Below are 18,614 nucleotides of genomic sequence, written 5' to 3' on the forward strand. Positions count from 1 at the left end.
ACGGCCGGGCAACACCTGTGACAACACCGAACCCGATCCCGGCAACACCTACAACCCTGACAGCGCCGACATCCCTGACAGCGCCGACAACCCCGACAGCACAGACAACCCAGGAGATCTCGACAACGCCGGACACCCGGACAGCACGGGTCCGGGGCGAGAGCTCTGTCGGTCAGCCGGACGCCGCGAGCACAGAACTGGCGGCGTGCACAGAACTGTCAGTGGTCACCGCCATGATGGTGTCATGACTCACCAGCCCGCCATCTTCGACGAGTCCGGCCTCGCCGAGGGGCCGGACCTTCCCACCGGGATCCCTGCGGACTCCCGACCGGTCGACCTGGGCGTTGCGCCCAGGGTGATCATCCGACGCAGCGCCCGTCGTCGGCGGACTCTGGCCGCCAGGCGCGAGGGGGACGCCATCCTCGTGATGGTGCCCGACCAGATGGATCCGCAGAGCGAGCAGCGTCAGGTCGATGCGCTGGTCGGCAAGCTGCTGGCCAGGGAGAACCGGGACCACCACGGCACCGGGCCGGTCGACCTGACACGCCGGGCCAGAGCACTTGCCCGGCAGTACATCGAACCGAGGGTCGGCTACGCCCTCGGGCTCGACTCCGTGCGCTGGGTGGGCAATCAGCAGCACCGCTGGGCCTCGTGCACCCCGGCCAGCGGCCAGATCAGGGTGTCGGACCGGATGATCGGGTTCCCACCCTGGGTGATCGACCACGTCCTCATTCACGAGCTGTGCCACCTGGTGCACGCCAACCACGGCCCGGCGTTCCGCGCCCTGGCCGGCTGCCTTCCCAGAGCCCAGGAGGCCGACGGCTTCCTGCTGGGATGGAGCTGGGCCACTCAGCGGACCCACGACCAGAACAGTCTGGACGACGACCTGGCCGAGGACTGACCGGGAGCCGGCCCCTCGCTGCACGGCGGGGGAGCGATGCGCCGTCCAGTCGGAACCCGGCGTGCCGTCGAGTCGGATCCCGGTGTGCTGTCGAGTCAGATCCGGGCGGCTGCGGACTGGAACTCAGTCGTCCTCGCCCTCGGCGCGCAGCAACTCCTCGAGCTCGGCGTCCAGGTCGGCGGTGATCTCGTCGCCGTTGTGGACCGACTCCCCGGAGACATAGCCCAGCGGGTCGTCCAGATCGGCGGCGGTCGGCATCAGATCGGGGTGGTGCCACACGGCGTCACGTCCGACCGTGCCGCGGCCGTCGCGCAGTGCCGCCCACAGATTCGCGGCGTCGCGCACCCTCCGGGGGCTCAACTGCAGTCCGAGTAGGGAGGAGAAGAAGGCCTCGGCGGGACTGGAGGTGGCCCGACGCCGACGGACGGCCTCCTCCAGCTGGGCGTGCTGAGGCATCCACAGCCCGGCCACCTGACTGGTGACCTCGTCCACCCACCCCTCGATCAGCGCCAGCAGGGTCTCCAGGCGGGACAGCACCCCCTCCTGCTCGGGGGTGCGGGTCGGCTCGAAGAGCCGGCCCTGAAGGCGTCGCGACAGCTCCTGGATCTTGTCCGGGGTGAGCTGTGACAGATCGTCGACGTCGACGGCGTCCTCGATGGCCGAGGAGTCGATCCGGATCCCTCGCGCGTAGTGCTCCACCAGGGCCAGCAGCTGTGGTCCCAGCCATCCCACGGCATTGAACAGCCGCTGGCGGGCGGCCTCGCGCAGCACGAGGTAGATCTCGATGTCGCGTGGGTCCAGGTCCAGGTCGTTCCAGGCGGCCGCGATGTTGGACGGCAGTAGCACCACCTGGGCCTGAGGCAGCACCTGGAGGCCGATCTCGGTGCCGCTGACGGTGGTGACGGCCAGATCGGCGAGTCCCTCCGCCAGCTGCGAACCGTAGAGCATCGACGCCATCTGACGCAGGACGGGGCCCATCATCGCGCCCAGGGCCGCCATCGGATCCTGAGGATTCTCCCCGGAGTCGGGGACCAGCAGGTTCGTCATCGCCGAGGTCAACGAGGTCAGCACCGGTTCGACAACCTTCTGCCAGGCGCCGAAGGTGTTCTCGATCCACTCCGCGCGGCTCCAGGCCTCGGGCTGTGCCGCCACCTGGGCGAACTCACAGGCCTGGTCCAGCCAGTTCTCGGCCAGCCGCGAGGCGTCCAGCAGAGCCTCCCGGTCGCCTCTGCCCGGGGTCGGGTCCGGACCCTTGGTGGCGGCGACATGACGGGCCAGGTCCTTGATCCGGTTCCAGTCCAGCGCGCCGGCGCGGCCCGGTTGCTGGCCGGGGGCCTGGAAGCCGACCGGGGCGCCCGTGCCGGGAACCGACATGCCCTGAAGCATCTGGGACAGCTGGGACATGAAGTCGGCGGGGTCTCCCTGCATCGGGAGGCCGAACTGCTGCATCATCTTGCGGAACTGTTCGGCCATGTCGTCGGGATCGGGCTGGCCCGAATCGGGGGTCGAGTCGTGCGGACCGTCGTTCATGCCCATCTCCTGAGGTGTGATTCCTGGGGTCCACCCAGTCTAGAGAGCCGGTGGCACCACCCATAGTGGTCCCTGGGGTGCAATCGGCCCCCGACACGGACTGTCGGTCCATCGGGGGGTCGCGGGTAGCATGACGGCCATGTCCGCTCCTGCTCCCGATCGCGCTCCCGCTGGGCGCAGCACCCTCAGCGTGGAGGACTGGCGGTGGCCCGGGAGTCGCAGCCCGCGGACCCGCAGGGATCCCGGGCAGGGTGGCTACCGGGCCACCGCCCTCATCTCCGCGGTCGTGGTCCTGATTCTCATCATCGCGATGTCCTTCGTCCCGGTGCCCTTCGTGAGCTGGGCCCCCGGTCGCACGGTCAATGTGCTGGCCTCCACCGATCAGGGACGACCCCTCATCCAGGTTCAGGGACTGCCGACCCGCACCTCCCGGGCCGAGCTGCGGATGACCACCGTCTCCATGACGACCGTCGACGGTCGTCTCAGCCTTGTGGAGGCCCTCGTCGCCTACTGGCTGCCGCACCGCGATGTCATCCAGCGCGACGCGATATACCCGGCCGGCCAGTCCGCCGACGAGGTCAAGGCCTCCGAGGTCCAGAGCATGGACACCTCCCAGCGCGACGCCGTGGTCGCCGCCCTGAGGGCCGCCGGTCAGCCCGTCACCGAGATGCCGATGATCGATGCGGTCACGGTGGGCGGGCCCTCCTACAACACCCTCGTCCCCGGTGATCTGATCCAGAAGGTCGACGGCACGGCCGTCCAGTCGGTGGCCGACGTCCAGCGGGCGATCCGTCGCCACCGGGTGGGAGACACGGTCGCGATGGCCGTGCTGCGCGGCGGCGCCGCCAGGAACGTCCAGGTGGTCAGTTCAGCCTCCCGCAGCGACCCCCGGACCCCGCTGATCGGGGTCAGCCTGTCGACCGGCTACCGCTACGCCCCGACCGTGACCTTCGGGGTGCCCAGCAGCATCACCGGGCCCAGCGCCGGTCTGGTGCTCTCGCTGGGGGTCTACCAGACGATCGCCAGCACAGATCTGCTCGGCACCCTCAACGTCGCCGGCACCGGTGAGATCTCTCCCGACGGCACCATCGGGGCCATCGGCGGCATCCAGGAGAAGATTGCCGGAGCCCAGCGCGACGGCGCCCGCATCTTCCTGGTGCCCTCCGCCAACTGCCGCGACGTCCAGGGGGTTTCCACCCGGATGACGCTGGTCAAGGTCTCGACCCTCAAGGACGCCATCTCGGCCCTGCAGAAGCTGCGCCAGGGCACCGACGCCAAGGAGATCCCGCATTGCTGAGCGACGACACCCGCCAGGCCGGTGCCCGCACCGCGGCCGGCGGCACCACGGACGACTGCGGCACTGAGGCCGACTGCGGCAGCAGGGCCGATTCCAACATCACGCGCGATTGCAACAGCACCGCCCGCTGCGGCAGAAGTGCCGACCACCGGTCCGACCCGCTGGTGGCGGCTCTCACCGAGATCGACCGGTTCCTCGGCGCGGAGGGCTGGGGGCTGCCGGCCCGGCTGTTCGCCCTGGTGCCCACCGCAGATCTGCTGGCCGCCGAGCCCAGTCTTGTGGGCCAGCTGTCGGCGGGATCTCCCGACTCCCTGTCCAGCGTCGAGCAGGAGGACTTCCACGGCGGCGACCACCTGGAGCAGACACTGTCGGCCATCGCCTGGCCGCCGACCGTCCAGGGCGTCGCGGTGAGCGTCGAACGCGTCTTCCTGCCCGATGACGAGGAGGCCTCCATCCCCGAGGACCCCGACCGGGCCGCCGAGTACGTGGCAGGCCATCCCCGCCGTCAGGACCTGAGGGTGGTCAGCGGGGCGATGCGCGACGGGAGCCATTTCTCGGTCGCCCGGGTGCTCGGTCATCCCGACGAGCTGTTGGGAGCGGCCAACCTGGTTCCCTCCCTGGAGGCCGCACTGCTGAGCACCCTCGACGACTCCGGGACCGACGACCTCCCCGGACCAGATGATGCACAACCCGACCACTCAGGGATGGAGCCACAGTGAGCACCACTCGACCGATGCCCAGGATCGTCGGCGGATCCGCGCCCCGAGGGAGGTCGCGAGTGCTGCTCATCGTGGCGGCTGCGGTGGTCGGGCTCCTGATCGCCTGGTCGATCGCCTCGACCATCACCACCGATCTCCTGTGGTACTCCGCGGTCGGCTACCGGGACGTCTATCTGGTGCGGCTGCTGGCCGCCGCCGGACTCTTCGTGGCCGGAATGGTGCTGGTGAGCGGTGGCACCGCCATCAACATGGTGATCGCCTTCCGGATGTCGCGCCGGAAGGCCTCGCAGCGGCCCGAACCCGCCGGGAGGGCCGGTGACCCGGGGCACCCCTCCGGCTCCGGGGGGACCGGACGGCCCGGCGGCCGGCGCAAAACCACCGGTTCACGCGGGCGCACCGACCAGGGATTCCTGGAGAGCCACCGTCGCACCGCGATCCTGGTGCCCTCGCTCTTCGTCGGTCTGCTTGCCGGATTCTCGGCGGCCGCCGAGACCCCCACCATGCTCGCCTGGTGGAATCGCACCCCGACCGGGACCAGGGACCCCTACTTCGGGATCGACGTGTCCTTCTACCTGTTCACCTACCCCTGGCTGCGCTTCCTGGTGAACATGGGCATCACCGCCGTCGTGCTCGCCCTGATCGGCGCACTGGCGGTCTACCTCGCCAGGGGTGCGGTGACCATCCTCACCCCGGCGATCCTCACTCCTGGTGGGACGTCGCGGACCAGACGGGAGCACCAGCACCTCTTCAGTCCCCGGGCCCAGGCCCACCTGTCGGTGCTGGTGGCCGTCGGGCTGGTGCTGATCGGGCTGTCCAGCCTGCTGAGCCGCTACGGGCTGGCGGTGTCGCAGAGCCCGCTGTTCACCGGAATCGGGTACACCGCGGACCACTACCGGGTGACCGCCAAGGCCATCGTGGCGGTGATCTGCTTCCTGGTCGCGGCGCTGTTCTTGGTCAACGCCAAACTCCGCCACTGGGGTGTGCCCGGCGTCGGAATCGTCCTGATGCTGGTCGCCACGATCATCGTCCAGGGCATCTACCCGGCGTTCATGCAGCGCTTCTCGGTCTCTCCCGACGCACCCGACAAGGAACGCCCCTACATCGTCAACAACATCGCGGCGACCCGCGCGGCCTTCGGTGTGGCCGGCACCACGATCTCCGACTACTCGGCCAGGACCAGTGCCAGCGCCGGCCAGCTGAAGGCAGACGCCGAGGCCCTGCCGGCCATCCGGCTGATGGATCCGGCGGTGCTCGGACCCACCTTCGAGCAGCTCCAGCAGGTGCGCGGCTTCTACTCCTTCCCCGGCACCCTGGACGTCGACCGGTACCGGGTGGACGGAACCACGACCGACGCCGTGGTGGCCGCCCGCGAGATCGATCTGGCCGGTGTCACCGACAAGAGCTGGAACAACGTCCACACCGTCTACACCCATGGATACGGACTGGTGGCCGCCTACGGGAACAAGGGGCAGGTCTCCGGGGAGCCGCAGTGGCTGGCCCGGGACATCCCCACCGTCGGGGCCCTCAAGGAGACCCAGTCGCGGATCTACTACGGCGAGCGGTCCACCCAGTACGTGGTCGTGGGCGCCCGGCCGGGAGCCAGTCCCGTCGAGCTGGACACCCCCGGCGGCGGCCAGGGGGCCACCGGCTCGGAGAGCAAGAGCACCTATGACGGGAAGGGGGGCGTGCGGGTCGGCAACCTGCTGGTCCGCGCGATGTACGCAACCAAGTTCGCCGACATCAACCTGATGCTCTCCGACCGCGTGCACTCCGACTCCAGGATCCTCTACGACCGCACCCCGTTGGACCGAGTGACCCGGGTCGCGCCCTGGCTCAAGGTCGACAGCGACGCCCTGCCCAGTCTGGTCAACGGACGTCTGGTGTGGATCGTCGACGGGTACACCACCTCCGGGAACTACCCGAACTCCACGCGGGTGGACCTGCGCCAGGCCAGCAGCGACTCGAACTCCCAACAGCGCCAGGCGCAGCCCGACGAGCAGGTCAACTACATCCGGAACTCCGTCAAGGCGGTCGTCGACGCCTATGACGGCACGGTCCAGCTGTACGCCTGGGACCAGAGCGACCCGATCCTCAAGACCTGGCAGAAGGTCTACCCGGGTCTGGTCAAGCCGCGGACGGCGATGTCGGCGGACCTTCTCCAGCACGTCCGGTACCCGCAGGACCTGTTCAAGGTCCAACGGCAGATCCTGGGTCGCTACCACACCACCGATCCCGACACCTGGTACCAGCGCAATGACCTGTGGGAGGCTCCCGAGGACCCGGTGCGCAGCAACCAGGGCACCGAACCGCCCTACTACCTCACCATTCGCTGGCCGGGGGAGAGCACCCCGGTCTTCCGCAGCACCGCGGCGATGGTGCCCAACAAGAGGGAGAACCTGGCCGCCTACATGGCCGTCGGCTCGGACGCCACGAAACCGGACTACGGGAAGATCCGCGTGCTGCGGATGTCCAGCTCCACCCAGATCGACGGCCCCAACCAGACGGCCAGCGCCATCAACTCTGACACGAATGTCTCGGCGAAGCTGCTGCCCTACCAGAACAAGGGATCGGCCAGCGCCACCCTGGGCAACCTGCTGACCCTGCCGGTCGGCGGCGGGCTGCTGTACGTCCAGCCGATCTACGCCCAGCGGCAGACCGGTTCGGGCGGGTATCCGGTACTGCGGTTCGTGGCGGTTCGTTTCGGCACCCATGTCGGTATCGGCGGCACCCTCCAGGAGGCGCTCAACCAGGTCTTCGGGGGAGACGCCGGGGCCCAGACCGCCGAGAACCAGGACTCCGGGTCCGGCTCCTCGGGCGGCTCTGCGCCGCCCGCCACCTCCGCCCAGGCCAGACAGCTGCTCAGCCAGGCCCAGGCCGCCTTCACCGCGGCCGACAAGGCCCTGTCGGCCGGCGACCTGGCCGGCTACCAGAAGGAGGTCGAGAAGGCCCGCCAGCTGGTCACCCGGGCGCTGGGACAGGTGAGGTGAGGACGCCGGGGTATCGGCCCTGAGGACCGCTCCCGGGCACCGCACGGCGCATAGGGTGGGGCCATGACATCGGCTGACGTCCATGACCTGCCCCTCACCGACCAGATCCGGCTGCTGTCGGGAGCCGACGACTGGCACACCGAGGCGTCCACCGGGACCGGACTGCGGCCGCTGCGACTGTCCGACGGGCCGGGCGGTCTGCGGGTGCCCGATCAGGAGGGCGGGTCGCTGCCGGCGACCTGCTTCCCGACCGCGGTGGTGCTCGGATCCAGCTGGGACCGGGATCTGGCGGCGGAGATCGGTGGCGCCCTGGCCGTGGAGGCCGGTGTGCGAGGGGTCGATGTGATCCTGGGGCCGGGGATCAACATCAAGCGCCATCCCCTCGGTGGGCGCAACTTCGAGTACCTCTCGGAGGACCCGGTGGTGGCCGGCGAGTTGGCCGCCGCGGTCATCGGCGGCATCCAGGGCCGAGGGGTCGGCGCCTGCGTCAAGCACTTCGCGGTCAACAACCAGGAGACCATGCGGTTGTGCGTGGACGCCGTGGTCGACGAGCGGACCCTTCACGAGATCTATCTGGCGGCCTTCGAGACCGTCGTGCGGCGGGCCAGGCCGGCCGCCGTGATGGCCTCCTACAACCAGATCAACGGCACCGCGGCGACCACCGACGCGGCCCTGCTGACCGACACCCTTCGCCGAGAGTGGGGATTCGACGGACTGGTGATGAGCGACTGGGGGGCGGTCTGGGACCGGGTCGCCGCCCTGGAGGCCGGCCTGGACCTGGAGATGCCCTCCAGCCACGGCGCATTCGACCGGTCGGTGGCCTCGGCCGTGCGATCGGGACGCCTGTCGGCCGAGGCGGTGGCCACCTCGGCCCAGCGGGTCGCCGATCTGGCCGACCGGGTGAGCCCGCCGCCGGTGACCGAGCTGCCGGTGGTCGAGCACGACCGTCTGGCCCGCCGGGCCGCGGCCGCCGGAACCGTGCTGGCCGCCAACGACGGCGTCCTTCCGCTGGCCCCCGGGGCCCGGGTCGCGCTGATCGGCGCCTTCGCGGCGCGCCCGCGGTTCCAGGGAGCGGGGTCCTCCCAGGTGAACCCCACCAGGGTCACCGGACTGCTGGAGGGGTTGAGGACCAAGAACCTCCAGGTGAGCTACGCGCGCGGATACGACCCCGACGACCATCGCACCGACGCGGTCCTGGTCGCCGAGGCCGCCGAACGGGCCGGTGACGCCGACGCCGCAGTGGTGGTCGTCGGGCTGCCCGAGGAGATGGAGTCGGAGGGATACGACCGCACCGGGCTGGACCTCCCCGCCCAGCACGACGCCCTGGTGCGCGCGGTGCTGGCCGCCAACCCGCACACCGCGGTGGTGGTCTGCTCCGGCTCTCCGGTCTCACTTCCCTGGGCGGACCGGGCCGGAGCCGTCGTGCTGGCAGGTCTGGGCGGTCAGGCCGGGGGAGCGGCGCTGGCCGATGTGCTGGTCGGCGACGTCGACCCGGGCGGCCGGTTGGCCGAGACCTGGCCCCATGATCTGTCCGAGGTGGCGTCCGACCGATGGTTCCCCGGGACCGGCCATCTGGTGCAGTACCGGGAGGGGCCTGCGGTCGGCTACCGGCACACCACCACCGAGTCGATCACCCCGGCATTCTGCTTCGGGCACGGGCTGTCCTACACCCACTTCGAGTGGCGGGAGGTGGCGCTGAGCGCCACCGACATCACCGCCGGGGAGGGTTTCTCGGTGAGCCTCGAGGTCGCCAACGTCGGTTCCCGGGCCGGCGACGACGTCGTGCAGGTGTATCTGGCCGACCGCACCGGGATCACCTCCCGTCCGAGACGATGGCTGGCCGGCTTCGCGAAGGTCCATCTGACCGCGGGGCAGACCCGGCGGGTGGAGGTGGGCGTCGAGGCCCGCGAGCTGGCCTTCTGGGACGTCGATGACCATGACTGGCGGGTCCCCTCGGGCGCCTTCAGCGTCGAGGTGGCGCGATCCTGCCAGCAGATCGTCGAGGTCCGCGAACTGCGGGTCACCGGAGGTGTCGACCACGCCGCCGAGAAGGCCTGGACGCCGCTGGTGGCGGCATCCGAGGAGGCCTTCGCCGCCCGGCTGGGCAGGCCGGTGCCGGCCGAGCCGCCCGCCCGTCCGTTCACCGCGACCTCGGTGCTGCGCGAGACCCGCAGCCATCCGGTGGGCGCTGCGATCCACGCGATGATCATGCGGCGGGTGGCGGCCAGCCAGCCCGACCCGAGGTTCCGCCGGATGATGGAGCACACCGTCGACGAGTTGCCGCTGAGGAATCTGCCCGCCCTGTCGGCGGGAGTGGTGCCGCCCGAGGCGGTTCCGGTTCTGGTCGATGTGCTCAACGGGGCGCCCGACGACATTCTTCGTCGCTCGGTGGGAGGGGCGGCCGGTCTCGGCCGGGACTTGGTCGACACCCTGATCGGTTCGGGCCGGAAGGTGTGGGACGAGATCGGCTCGAGGTGGGGGAGGTTCCAGCGCTGATCTGCGGCCGCTGGGCCCCGGCCGCTGACTCGCGGCCTCGGGGACCGGCCTCCGGGTCCCGGGAGAGCGCCACGGAACGGCGGACATGCACAGGTCCCGGTGCCATCTCTGGCACCGGGACCTGTGTTCTCCTCGTAGCGGGGACAGGATTTGAACCTGTGACCTCTGGGTTATGAGCCCAGCGAGCTACCGAGCTGCTCCACCCCGCGTCGGCCCCGACATTGTTGCACGCGGGCCCTGCCCGACACAAACTCGCCGAGGCCGGGCGACCGGGACCACGAGTTCGACCACCACTGCGCCGAGACACAGATATCCCGGTGCCATCTCTGGCACCGGGATATCTGTCTTCCTCGTAGCGGGGACAGGATTTGAACCTGTGACCTCTGGGTTATGAGCCCAGCGAGCTACCGAGCTGCTCCACCCCGCGTCGCAAGAGGAAACACTACCGTCCGGGCACCACAAGGGCAAATCGTGGGCCCGGCGGACCCGACCTGTCCGGACCTGCCAGGTGCTCGCGCCATCATGGACGGGTGAACTGGAGAGGTCTGCTCGATGCGCTGCTGGTACGGCTGGGCGCCACGATCGGCGCCGGCCGGCCGGTGGTCCCGGGGTGGCCGCCCGGCGCCCTGGCGCTGGCCGTGCTGAGCGTCCTGGTGCCACCGGTCTGGCGGGTGATCCGGCCGGTCGTGACCCTGGTCCACGAGCTGGGCCACGCCGGGGTCGGTCTGCTGTGCGGGCGCCGCTTCTCGGGATTCGTCATCAGCCCCGACATGTCGGGACACACCGTCACCGTGGGACGACGCCACGGGCCTGCCGTGGTGCTCACCGCGGTGGCCGGCTACCCGATGCCCGCCCTGGTGGGTGCGGCAGCCATCCAGGCGGCGGTCGGCGGTCATGCCGGTGCGGTGCTGCTGGCGGTCCTGCTGATCCTCCTCGGCGTGCTGGTGCGGGTGCGTTCCCTGTTCACGATGGCCTGGGTGGTGGCCCTGGCCGCCGCCGTCGGCGCGCTGTGGTGGAGCGGAACCCCTCGGTGGTCGGCCGCCGCGGTGGTGTGGTTGGGCGCGGTGCTGGTGGTCGGCGCCTGGCGACACCTGGTGGCGGTGGCCGTGCACGGCGATCGCGACCAGGATCCGGGAGCGCTGGCCCGCCTCACCGGCGTCCCGGCGGCGCTGTGGTGCCTCGTCATGGCGGTGCCGGTGGCCGCATGCAGCTGGTGGGCCTGGCGCGCCCTGGCCGGACCCCTCGGTCCGCTGCTCGGTGGTGCGCTGCGGTGACGGACTCGCAGACCCTGTCCCTGGAAACGCGTTCCCTGCCGGGCCCGGTCCTCGGAGTCATTGTGGGAACCGACCAAGATCGGCGGCCGGTCTCGCAAGATTGCCGCCGTGCGCGATGAATGCGGTCCCTCGGGTGAGGACTCGGTCGGTGGAAGGCCCACGGGATGCGTAGGCTCATGGCCCACCAGAACGGGAAGGAGGATGCCATGGGAAGACTGTTGCGGGCGGTCGCGGTGATCGGTGCCGCCGCGCTGGCACTGACCGGTCTGGCGGGCTGCTCCCCCGAGCGGCCGCAGAGCACCCTGGTGATCGGGGCAACGGCGGCCCCGGCGACCCTCGACCTGGTCTCCAACACCGCGGCGGCGATTCCCCAGGTGCTGCTCTACAACGTCTACGAGACCCTGGTGAGGGTCGACGACTCCGGCACCCTGCGACCCCTGCTCGCCCGGCAGTGGACGGTGAGCCCCGACGGGCTGACCTACACCTTCACCCTCGACGACCGGGCCCGGTTCGCCTCCGGAGCCCGGGTGGACGCCGCCGCGGTGGCGGCCTCCCTGAACCTGCTGCGCTCCAAGAAGTCCGGCCCGGTGCTCCAGACCCAGCTCTCGGCCATCCGGTCGATCGACGCCGAGGGGGAGCGGGTGGTGCTGAGACTGGCCCACCGCGACAACCTGCTGATCTACAACCTGGCGGGCAGCGCCGGGGTGGTCATCGACCTGGCCCACACCCGAGACCTCGCGGTCCACCCCGCCGGCTCGGGCCCCTACCGGGTCACCGGCTTCTCACCGGGCCAGGAGGTCGACCTCCAGGTCTCCCCGACGGCCTGGCACGAGCGCCCCCAGGTCCGCAGCATCCGGTTCAGCTACTACTCCGACCCCACCTCGCAGACCGCCGCCCTGCTGTCGGGGGATCTCGACGTCGTCACCGACCTGCCCACCCCCCAGGCCCTCTCCCGGTTCTCCGACCCCAGCAGGTTCACCGTGTGGCGCGGCACCACCAACGGCGAGGTGGTGCTCGGACTCAACAACTCCACCAGGGCGCTGTCGGACCGGCGGGTCCGCCAGGCGATCCTGATGGCCATCGACCGGCGGGGACTGATGGACGTCGTCTCCAACGGCCAGGGCACCCTGATCGGATCGATGGTGCCACCCACCGACCCCTGGTACACCGACCTGTCGACCCGCTGGCCCTACGATCCCGCCCGCGCCCGCGCCCTGCTCAAGCAGGCCGGATACGGCCACGGCCTCACCCTTCGACTGAGGGTCCCGAGCCTTCCCTACGCCACCGCCTCCACCCGGGTCATCACCTCGATGCTGGCCCGGATCGGGATCACGGTGGTCACCGACGAGCTGGAGTTCCCGGCCCGCTGGCTCGACGTCGTCTACACCCGCGCCGACTACGACATGACCGTCATCGCCCACGTCGAGCCCCGCGACATCGTCAACTGGGCCAGCCCCACCTACTACTGGCGATACCGCAACCCCGCCTTCAGCGCGTTGGTGAGCCAGGCGATCAGCGGCCCCGCCGACCAGTCGACCGCCAGGATGCGACAGGCCTCCGTCATGCTGGCCGACGACGCCGCCAGCGACTTCCTCTACCTGATGCCGAAGATCACCGTGACCCGCGCCGGAGTCACCGGGCTGCAGCACAACGCCGCCAGCCTGAGCTTCGACCTCACCTCGGTCCGGGAGTCCCGATGACTGTGCTGCGGCGCCTGGCCCGCCCCCTGGTCGAACTGCTGATCAGCCTGCTGATCGCCTCGGTCATCGTCTTCGCCCTGCTCAACCTGCTGCCCGGAGACGTCGCCCAGGTGATGCTGGGCACCAATGCCGACCCCGCGGCGGCGACCGCGCTGCGCCACCAGCTCGGCCTGGACCGACCCCTCACCGCCCGATACCTGGACTGGATGGGGCACCTGCTGAGCGGGAACCTGGGCGCCTCGGCGATCACCGGGGAACCGATCGCCCCCGAGATCGTCTCCCGACTGGCGGTGACCGGCTGGCTGGTCGTCGGGGCCATGGCGCTGGCGATCGCGGCCTGCATCCCGGTCGGGATCTACGCGGCCGTGCACCGGCGCAGGGTGCGTGGTCTGGTCGTCTCGGTGGCGTCCCAGATCCTCATGAGCGTCCCCGCCTTCCTGGCCGGGATCCTGCTGATCCTGCTCTTCTCGGTCACCCTCGGCTGGTTGCCGGCCGGCGGCTACACGCCGCTGCTGGACAGCCCCTGGCAGTGGTTCCGCCATCTCCTGCTGCCGGTCTGCGCCCTGGCGATCGTGCAGTCGGCGGTGCTGGCCCGGTACGTGCGCAGCGCCTTCATCGACATCCTCGCCGACGACCATCTGCGAACCGCCCGGGCGGTCGGCTGGCGGCTGCGGCCCGCACTGATCCGGCACGGCCTGCGCAACGCCTCGATCAGCCTGGTGACGGTGGTCGGCCTGCAGCTGTCGACCCTGCTGGTCGGGGCGATCGTCGTGGAGCAGGTCTTCGTCATCCCCGGGCTGGGCTCCTACCTGCTGGACGCCGTCTCCCTGCGGGACCTCACCGTGGTCGCCGACGTCGTGATGATCCTGGTGGGGCTGGTGCTGCTCATCACCTTCCTGGTGGACACCCTGGTCATTCTCATCGACCCGCGGTTGCGGGTGTCCTCGGGCCTGGAGGGGGCGCAGTCATGAGACGTGCTGGACTGGTGATCGGATCGGTACTGATCGGCGTCATCCTGGTCGCGGCCGTGGTGTCGGTGTTCTGGACCCCCGTCGACCCCTCCCTGGTGGTGCCCGCCGAACGACTCCAGGGGCCGTCCCTGCACCACCTGCTGGGCACCGACGGGTTCGGCGCCGATATCGCCTCCAGACTGCTGGTGGGAGCCCGGATCGGCCTGCTGGTCGGCGTCGTCTCGGTGGTCATCGCCGCCGGGCTGGGAGTGCCCTGGGGAATCGCCTCGGCGATGCTCAACCGGCCCTGGTCACGGGTGGCCTCCCGGGCCTCCGACCTGCTCTACGCCTTCCCCGCCCTGCTGCTGGCCATCATTCTGGCCGCGGCGGTCGGCGGGTCGACGCTGACCGGAATGATCGCCATCGGGGTGTCCACCGTGCCGGTCTTCGCACGGATCACCCGATCGGCGACCTGGCAGGTGATGAGTCAGGACTACGTGCTGGCCGCCCGCTCCTCGGGGATCAGCTCCTGGGGCATCGCCCGCAGCCATGTGCTGCCCAACATCGCACCGCTGATCGGGGTCCAGGCCTCGGTCTCCTACGGGATGGCGATCCTCGCCGAGGCGGCGCTGAGCTACCTCGGCCTGGCCACCCCGGCCACCGTTCCCACCTGGGGCAGGATGCTGCGCGACAGCCAGACCTACCTGTTCAACAGCCCCGTCCAGACCCTGTGGCCCGGACTGGCGATCGCCGCCGCGGTGATGGGGTTCACCCTGCTGGGGGACGGCCTGAGGGACTTCCTCGATCCACGCCTGCGGGAGCTCAGATGACGACAGCCGGAGACGAGACAACCAGCCCGGTCGACCGGAGGACCACCGCGGCGTCCCCGAGGGAGGCGGGACTGCTGGCCGTGGACCATCTCAGCATCGACTTCGGACGACGCCACCGGCCGGCGGTCCGCGACATCGGGTTCACCATCGCACCGGGTCAGCGCCTCGGTCTGATCGGTGAGTCGGGGTCGGGCAAGTCGGTCACCGCCCTGGCCCTGATGGGCCTGCTGCCCGACAACGCCCACGTCAGCGGCTCGGTCCGCTGGCGGGGCCGCGAGCTGCTGGGCCTGGGCGACCGCGAGATGTCGCGGCTGCGCGGGGACCAGATGACGATGGTCTTCCAGGAGCCGATGACCGCCCTGGACCCCACCATGAAGGTCGGCCGGCAGGTCGCCGAGGCGCTCCGGCTCCACAACTCCTCGGCCTCCTCGGCGCGACAGGCCGTGGTGGAGATGCTCGAGCAGGTGGGTCTGACCGAGCCGCACCGGGTCGCCGAGTCCTACCCTCACCAGCTGTCGGGGGGCCAGCGGCAACGGGCCCTGATGGCGATGGCGCTGGTCAACAGCCCGGACCTGGTGATCTGCGACGAGCCCACCACCGCCCTGGACGTCACCGTCCAGGCGCGCGTGCTGAAGATCCTCGACGAGGTGCTGGACGCCGTCGGCGCGGCCTGCCTGTTCATCTCCCACGACCTGGCCGTGGTCTCCCAGGTGTGCGCCGATATCATGGTGATGCGCGACGGGTCCCTCGTCGAGAGCGGACCGGTCGACCGGGTGCTCAGCCACCCCGAGCATCCCTACACCCGCCGGCTGCTGCGGGCGGCCCAACTGGATCTGGTCGAGCCCGGCCAGCGGATCATCCTGGAGGACGAATGAGCGACTCCGCAGTTCCCGACTCCGCAGTTGCCGACTCCACTGCTCCCGAGCCTGTGCCCGAGCTGGAGGCCAGCCACCTCAGCCTGCATCTGGGACGCTCCCGCGGCGGCCTCCAGGTGCTGGACGATCTCAGTCTCAAGGTTCGAACCGGCCGCCGGATCGGACTGGTGGGTGAGTCCGGATCGGGCAAGTCCACCCTGCTGAGGGTGCTCGCCGGACTTCAGCGACCCGACTCCGGGCAGGTGAGGTTCCGTGGACGCTCGATCCTGGGCAGGCGTCCGGGACAGCTCGCCGACCTGCGTGCCGACGTCGCCCTGGTGCTGCAGGATCCGCGTTCCTCCCTGGATCCCCGGATGAGCGTGGCACGCACCATCACCGAGCCGCTGCGCTCCCCGGTGCTGAGCGGCGCGGCGGGTTCGCGGGAGCAGGTGCGCCAACGGCTGGTCCAGGTGATGACCGAGGTCGGTCTCGACCCTGCCACCGCGGGGCGCTTCCCCCACGAGTTCTCCGGGGGGCAGCGTCAGCGGATCGCGATCGCCCGGGCCCTGGTCACCCGTCCCGACGTTCTGCTGGCCGATGAACCGGTCTCGGCGCTGGACGTCTCGGTGCGCGCCCAGGTGCTCAACCTCCTCACAGAGTTGGTGAGTGCCCGCAACCTCACGATGGTCTTCGTCTCCCACGACCTCACCGTGGTGCGCCACCTGTGCGACGAGGTGGCGGTGATGCAGCACGGCGCGATCGTGGAGTCAGGCGATCTGGCGCGGGTCTACGCCGACCCCCAGCACCGGGTGACCCGGGAACTGCTGGCGGCGGTGCCACGCATCAGAACCTGAACTGGCCGCCGCGCACCCCGCCGCCGTGCACTCTGCCCCCGGGCGCCCCCATTACCACCCGGCGGCGCTGCTTCCATCGTGTGAGACGGCCATTTCAGGCTCCCTAGACTAGGGCGACATGAAGGCACTCCTGCTCGAGAACATCCACGACGAGGCCGTCAGGACCCTACGATCCGAAGGCTACGAGGTGGAGAGGCTCAGCAAGGCTCTCGGGGAGGACGCGCTGATCGAGGCCCTGGACGGCGTCGACCTGCTGGGCATCCGATCGCGCACCGGCGTCACCAAGCGTGTCATCGAGGCCCGGGGGAGTTCGCTGACAGCCGTCGGGGCGTTCTGCATCGGCACGAACCAGATGGACCTGGACGCCCTGGCGGAGGCCGGTGTGGCGGCCTTCAACGCCCCCTACTCGAACACCCGGTCGGTGGTCGAACTGGTGATCGCCGAGATCATCGCGCTGGCCCGGCGACTGGGCGACCGCAACACCCAGATGCACCACGGGTCCTGGCGCAAGACCGCGGTCGGCTCCCACGAGATCCGCGGCCGCAAGCTCGGCATCGTCGGCTACGGCAATATCGGCTCGCAGCTGTCGGTCGTCGCCGAGGCGCTCGGCATGCAGGTGTGGTTCTACGACGTCGCCGACAAGCTGCCGATGGGCAATGCCCACAAGTGCGAGTCCCTGGAGGAACTGCTCCAGACCGTCGAGACGGTGAGCATCCACGTCGACGGACGTCCCGACAATGTCGGCATGTTCGGCGCCGCCGAGTTCGAGATGATGCGGCCCCGGTCGCTCTTCCTCAACCTGTCGCGCGGCAGTATCGTCGACATCGACGCGCTGGCCGAGAACCTGCGGACCGGACACATCGCCGGCGCGGCCCTCGACGTCTTCCCCAGCGAACCCAGGTCCGGCGACGAGCCCTTCGTCTCCCCGCTCACCACTCTCGACAACGTCATCCTCACCCCCCATGTCGGCGGATCGACCCAGGAGGCCCAGGTCGACATCGGCCGCTACGTCGCCAACAAGCTCATCGACTACACGGAGAACGCGTCGACGAGCATGAGCGTCAACCTGCCCGACATCTCCCCGGCGCCCAGGTCCGGGACCAGGATCGGACACCTGCACCACAACATCCCCGGGGTGATGGCCCACCTCAACCGGCTGGTCGCCGACTACGGCGGCAATGTCACCTACCAGGCCCTGGCCACCCGCGACGAGCTGGGCTACGCCGTCGTCGACATCGACGAGACCGACCGCGACCTGCTGTCCCAGGTGGCGCACCTGGAGGGCACCATCAGGGCCCGGGTGCTCTGAGCCCGCCCGACACAAGCAGACACAGGACACCGGGCCCCGCCGATCCGTGATCGGCGGGGCCCCTGCACGCCCGGGGCGAGGCGAGCCGCCCGCGACGACTCAGTCCGTCGGGTCGGCCCGCACCATCGCCAGGGCCTCGTCGTGCAGCAGCCCGTTGCTGGCCATCGCATTGGGCCCCCAGGGTCCGTCGGCCCCCTCCAGGGAGGTGAACCGACCACCGGCCTCCCGCACGATGACGTCCAGGGCCGCCATGTCGTGGAGGTTCAGATCGGGCTCGCAGGCCAGATCGACCGACCCCTCGGCCACCAGCATGTAGGACCAGAAGTCGCCGAAGGCGCGGGTCCGCCACACCGTGCGCATCAGCTCGCCGAAACCGCGACCCCGACCGCTCTCCACCCAGCCGTGCAGGGAGGAGTAGGACAGGAAGGCGTCCTCCAGCCGGGCGACCCCCGAGACGTGCATGGGCCGGGCCTTGAGCAGGGAGGTCCCGGTCCACGCCCCCGATCCCTCGGCGGCCCACCAGCGGCGCCTCAGCGCAGGAGCCGAGACCACCGAGGCCACCACATGGTTCTCGACGCTCAACCCGATGAGGGTGGCCCACACCGGGACCCCGCGCACATAGTTGGCGGTGCCGTCGATCGGGTCGACGATCCAGCGACGCGGGCCCTGCCCGGAGTCGTCGCGCTCTTCGCCGTGGACGGCGTCGCGGGAGCGGCTCTTCGCCAGGGTGCGGCGCACCGAGTCCTCCACCGCCAGGTCGGCGTCGCTCACCTCGGTGTGGTCGGGCTTGGAGGAGACGTGCAGGTCCGCGGCACGGAAGCGGGCCATCGTGATGGAGTCGGCGTCGTCGGCCATCAGATGGGCCAGGCGCAGGTCATCGGTGTAGTCGGTCATGGCCCCACGCTAGTGAATA

At 70.3% G+C, this 18,614-nt stretch carries 14 protein-coding genes and 2 tRNA genes; 12 read left to right on the forward strand and 4 right to left on the reverse strand.

Annotation, left to right across the window (positions count from 1 at the left end; translation table 11 throughout):
* Nucleotides 1–244 precede the first annotated feature (244 nt).
* A complete protein-coding gene (locus tag FEZ32_RS10565; RefSeq protein ID WP_138680570.1) occupies nt 245–901 on the forward strand; it encodes a M48 metallopeptidase family protein in 657 nt (218 codons plus the stop codon).
* A gap of 123 nt (nt 902–1,024) precedes the next feature.
* Here the strand turns inward: FEZ32_RS10565 and FEZ32_RS10570 are convergent, their stop codons facing one another.
* The gene (locus FEZ32_RS10570; protein ID WP_138680571.1) at nt 1,025–2,431 is read right to left on the reverse strand and encodes a zinc-dependent metalloprotease; all 1,407 of its coding nucleotides are present in this window, start codon (nt 2,429–2,431) and stop codon (nt 1,025–1,027) included.
* 130 nt (nt 2,432–2,561) lie between these two features.
* On the opposite strand from FEZ32_RS10570, the gene FEZ32_RS10575 reads away from it, so the two are divergent.
* The 4 genes from FEZ32_RS10575 (at nt 2,562) to FEZ32_RS10590 (ending at nt 9,930) form a co-directional block, all read left to right on the forward strand.
* On the forward strand, nt 2,562–3,728 hold the full coding sequence (locus FEZ32_RS10575; RefSeq protein WP_414973637.1) for a YlbL family protein: 1,167 nt from the start codon (nt 2,562–2,564) through the stop codon (nt 3,726–3,728).
* Between the two features lie 98 nt (nt 3,729–3,826).
* Entirely contained in the window at nt 3,827–4,447 is a 621-nt protein-coding gene (locus FEZ32_RS10580) for a PPA1309 family protein (RefSeq protein WP_232021121.1), read from the forward strand.
* Nucleotides 4,444–7,434, forward strand: a complete 2,991-nt coding sequence (locus FEZ32_RS10585) for a UPF0182 family membrane protein (protein ID WP_244937856.1) — start codon at nt 4,444–4,446, stop codon at nt 7,432–7,434. Before FEZ32_RS10580 ends, FEZ32_RS10585 begins: the two co-directional genes overlap by 4 nt.
* A gap of 63 nt (nt 7,435–7,497) precedes the next feature.
* Nucleotides 7,498–9,930, forward strand: coding sequence for a glycoside hydrolase family 3 C-terminal domain-containing protein (locus tag FEZ32_RS10590; protein WP_028703294.1), 2,433 nt, complete (start codon nt 7,498–7,500; stop codon nt 9,928–9,930).
* A 135-nt stretch (nt 9,931–10,065) separates the two neighbouring features.
* Here FEZ32_RS10590 and FEZ32_RS10595 read toward each other — a convergent pair.
* A tRNA-Met gene (locus FEZ32_RS10595) sits at nt 10,066–10,139 on the reverse strand.
* A 144-nt stretch (nt 10,140–10,283) separates the two neighbouring features.
* Nucleotides 10,284–10,357, reverse strand: a tRNA-Met gene (locus FEZ32_RS10600).
* Between the two features lie 103 nt (nt 10,358–10,460).
* Here FEZ32_RS10600 and FEZ32_RS10605 point away from each other — a divergent pair.
* The 7 genes from FEZ32_RS10605 (at nt 10,461) to serA (ending at nt 17,701) form a co-directional block, all read left to right on the forward strand.
* The gene (locus FEZ32_RS10605) at nt 10,461–11,204 is read left to right on the forward strand and encodes a M50 family metallopeptidase (protein WP_028703293.1); all 744 of its coding nucleotides are present in this window, start codon (nt 10,461–10,463) and stop codon (nt 11,202–11,204) included.
* Between the two features lie 206 nt (nt 11,205–11,410).
* Nucleotides 11,411–12,904, forward strand: a complete 1,494-nt coding sequence (locus tag FEZ32_RS10610; RefSeq protein ID WP_028703292.1) for an ABC transporter substrate-binding protein — start codon at nt 11,411–11,413, stop codon at nt 12,902–12,904.
* Nucleotides 12,901–13,875, forward strand: a complete 975-nt coding sequence (locus FEZ32_RS10615) for an ABC transporter permease (RefSeq protein WP_028703291.1) — start codon at nt 12,901–12,903, stop codon at nt 13,873–13,875. The genes FEZ32_RS10610 and FEZ32_RS10615 overlap by 4 nt, the downstream gene beginning before the upstream one ends.
* Nucleotides 13,872–14,684, forward strand: a complete 813-nt coding sequence (locus tag FEZ32_RS10620; protein WP_028703290.1) for an ABC transporter permease — start codon at nt 13,872–13,874, stop codon at nt 14,682–14,684. The genes FEZ32_RS10615 and FEZ32_RS10620 overlap by 4 nt, the downstream gene beginning before the upstream one ends.
* Nucleotides 14,681–15,559, forward strand: coding sequence for an ABC transporter ATP-binding protein (locus tag FEZ32_RS10625; RefSeq protein ID WP_084149397.1), 879 nt, complete (start codon nt 14,681–14,683; stop codon nt 15,557–15,559). Before FEZ32_RS10620 ends, FEZ32_RS10625 begins: the two co-directional genes overlap by 4 nt.
* Entirely contained in the window at nt 15,556–16,392 is an 837-nt protein-coding gene (locus FEZ32_RS10630; protein ID WP_138680572.1) for an ABC transporter ATP-binding protein, read from the forward strand. The genes FEZ32_RS10625 and FEZ32_RS10630 overlap by 4 nt, the downstream gene beginning before the upstream one ends.
* Nucleotides 16,393–16,510: 118 nt before the next feature.
* The gene (serA, locus tag FEZ32_RS10635) at nt 16,511–17,701 is read left to right on the forward strand and encodes a phosphoglycerate dehydrogenase (protein ID WP_028703287.1); all 1,191 of its coding nucleotides are present in this window, start codon (nt 16,511–16,513) and stop codon (nt 17,699–17,701) included.
* Between the two features lie 99 nt (nt 17,702–17,800).
* Here serA and FEZ32_RS10640 read toward each other — a convergent pair whose 3' ends face one another.
* Complete coding sequence (locus tag FEZ32_RS10640) at nt 17,801–18,595, reverse strand: inositol monophosphatase family protein (RefSeq protein WP_028703286.1); 795 nt, start codon at nt 18,593–18,595, stop codon at nt 17,801–17,803.
* Nucleotides 18,596–18,614 lie beyond the last annotated feature (19 nt).

The sequence above is a fragment of the Acidipropionibacterium jensenii genome (assembly GCF_005890135.1).
Lineage (GTDB): Bacteria > Actinomycetota > Actinomycetes > Propionibacteriales > Propionibacteriaceae > Acidipropionibacterium > Acidipropionibacterium jensenii.

What these genes read in the sequence shown, in the direction of transcription:
- FEZ32_RS10565 (WP_138680570.1), top strand. Translation starts at nt 245, where the DNA reads ATGACTCACCAGCCCGCCATCTTCGACGAGTCCGGCCTCGCCGAGGGG.
- FEZ32_RS10570 (WP_138680571.1), bottom strand. Translation starts at nt 2,431, where the DNA reads ATGAACGACGGTCCGCACGACTCGACCCCCGATTCGGGCCAGCCCGAT.
- FEZ32_RS10575 (WP_414973637.1), top strand. Translation starts at nt 2,562, where the DNA reads ATGACGGCCATGTCCGCTCCTGCTCCCGATCGCGCTCCCGCTGGGCGC.
- FEZ32_RS10590 (WP_028703294.1), top strand. Translation starts at nt 7,498, where the DNA reads ATGACATCGGCTGACGTCCATGACCTGCCCCTCACCGACCAGATCCGG.
- FEZ32_RS10610 (WP_028703292.1), top strand. Translation starts at nt 11,411, where the DNA reads ATGGGAAGACTGTTGCGGGCGGTCGCGGTGATCGGTGCCGCCGCGCTG.
- FEZ32_RS10615 (WP_028703291.1), top strand. Translation starts at nt 12,901, where the DNA reads ATGACTGTGCTGCGGCGCCTGGCCCGCCCCCTGGTCGAACTGCTGATC.
- FEZ32_RS10620 (WP_028703290.1), top strand. Translation starts at nt 13,872, where the DNA reads ATGAGACGTGCTGGACTGGTGATCGGATCGGTACTGATCGGCGTCATC.
- FEZ32_RS10625 (WP_084149397.1), top strand. Translation starts at nt 14,681, where the DNA reads ATGACGACAGCCGGAGACGAGACAACCAGCCCGGTCGACCGGAGGACC.
- FEZ32_RS10630 (WP_138680572.1), top strand. Translation starts at nt 15,556, where the DNA reads ATGAGCGACTCCGCAGTTCCCGACTCCGCAGTTGCCGACTCCACTGCT.
- serA (WP_028703287.1), top strand. Translation starts at nt 16,511, where the DNA reads ATGAAGGCACTCCTGCTCGAGAACATCCACGACGAGGCCGTCAGGACC.
- FEZ32_RS10640 (WP_028703286.1), bottom strand. Translation starts at nt 18,595, where the DNA reads ATGACCGACTACACCGATGACCTGCGCCTGGCCCATCTGATGGCCGAC.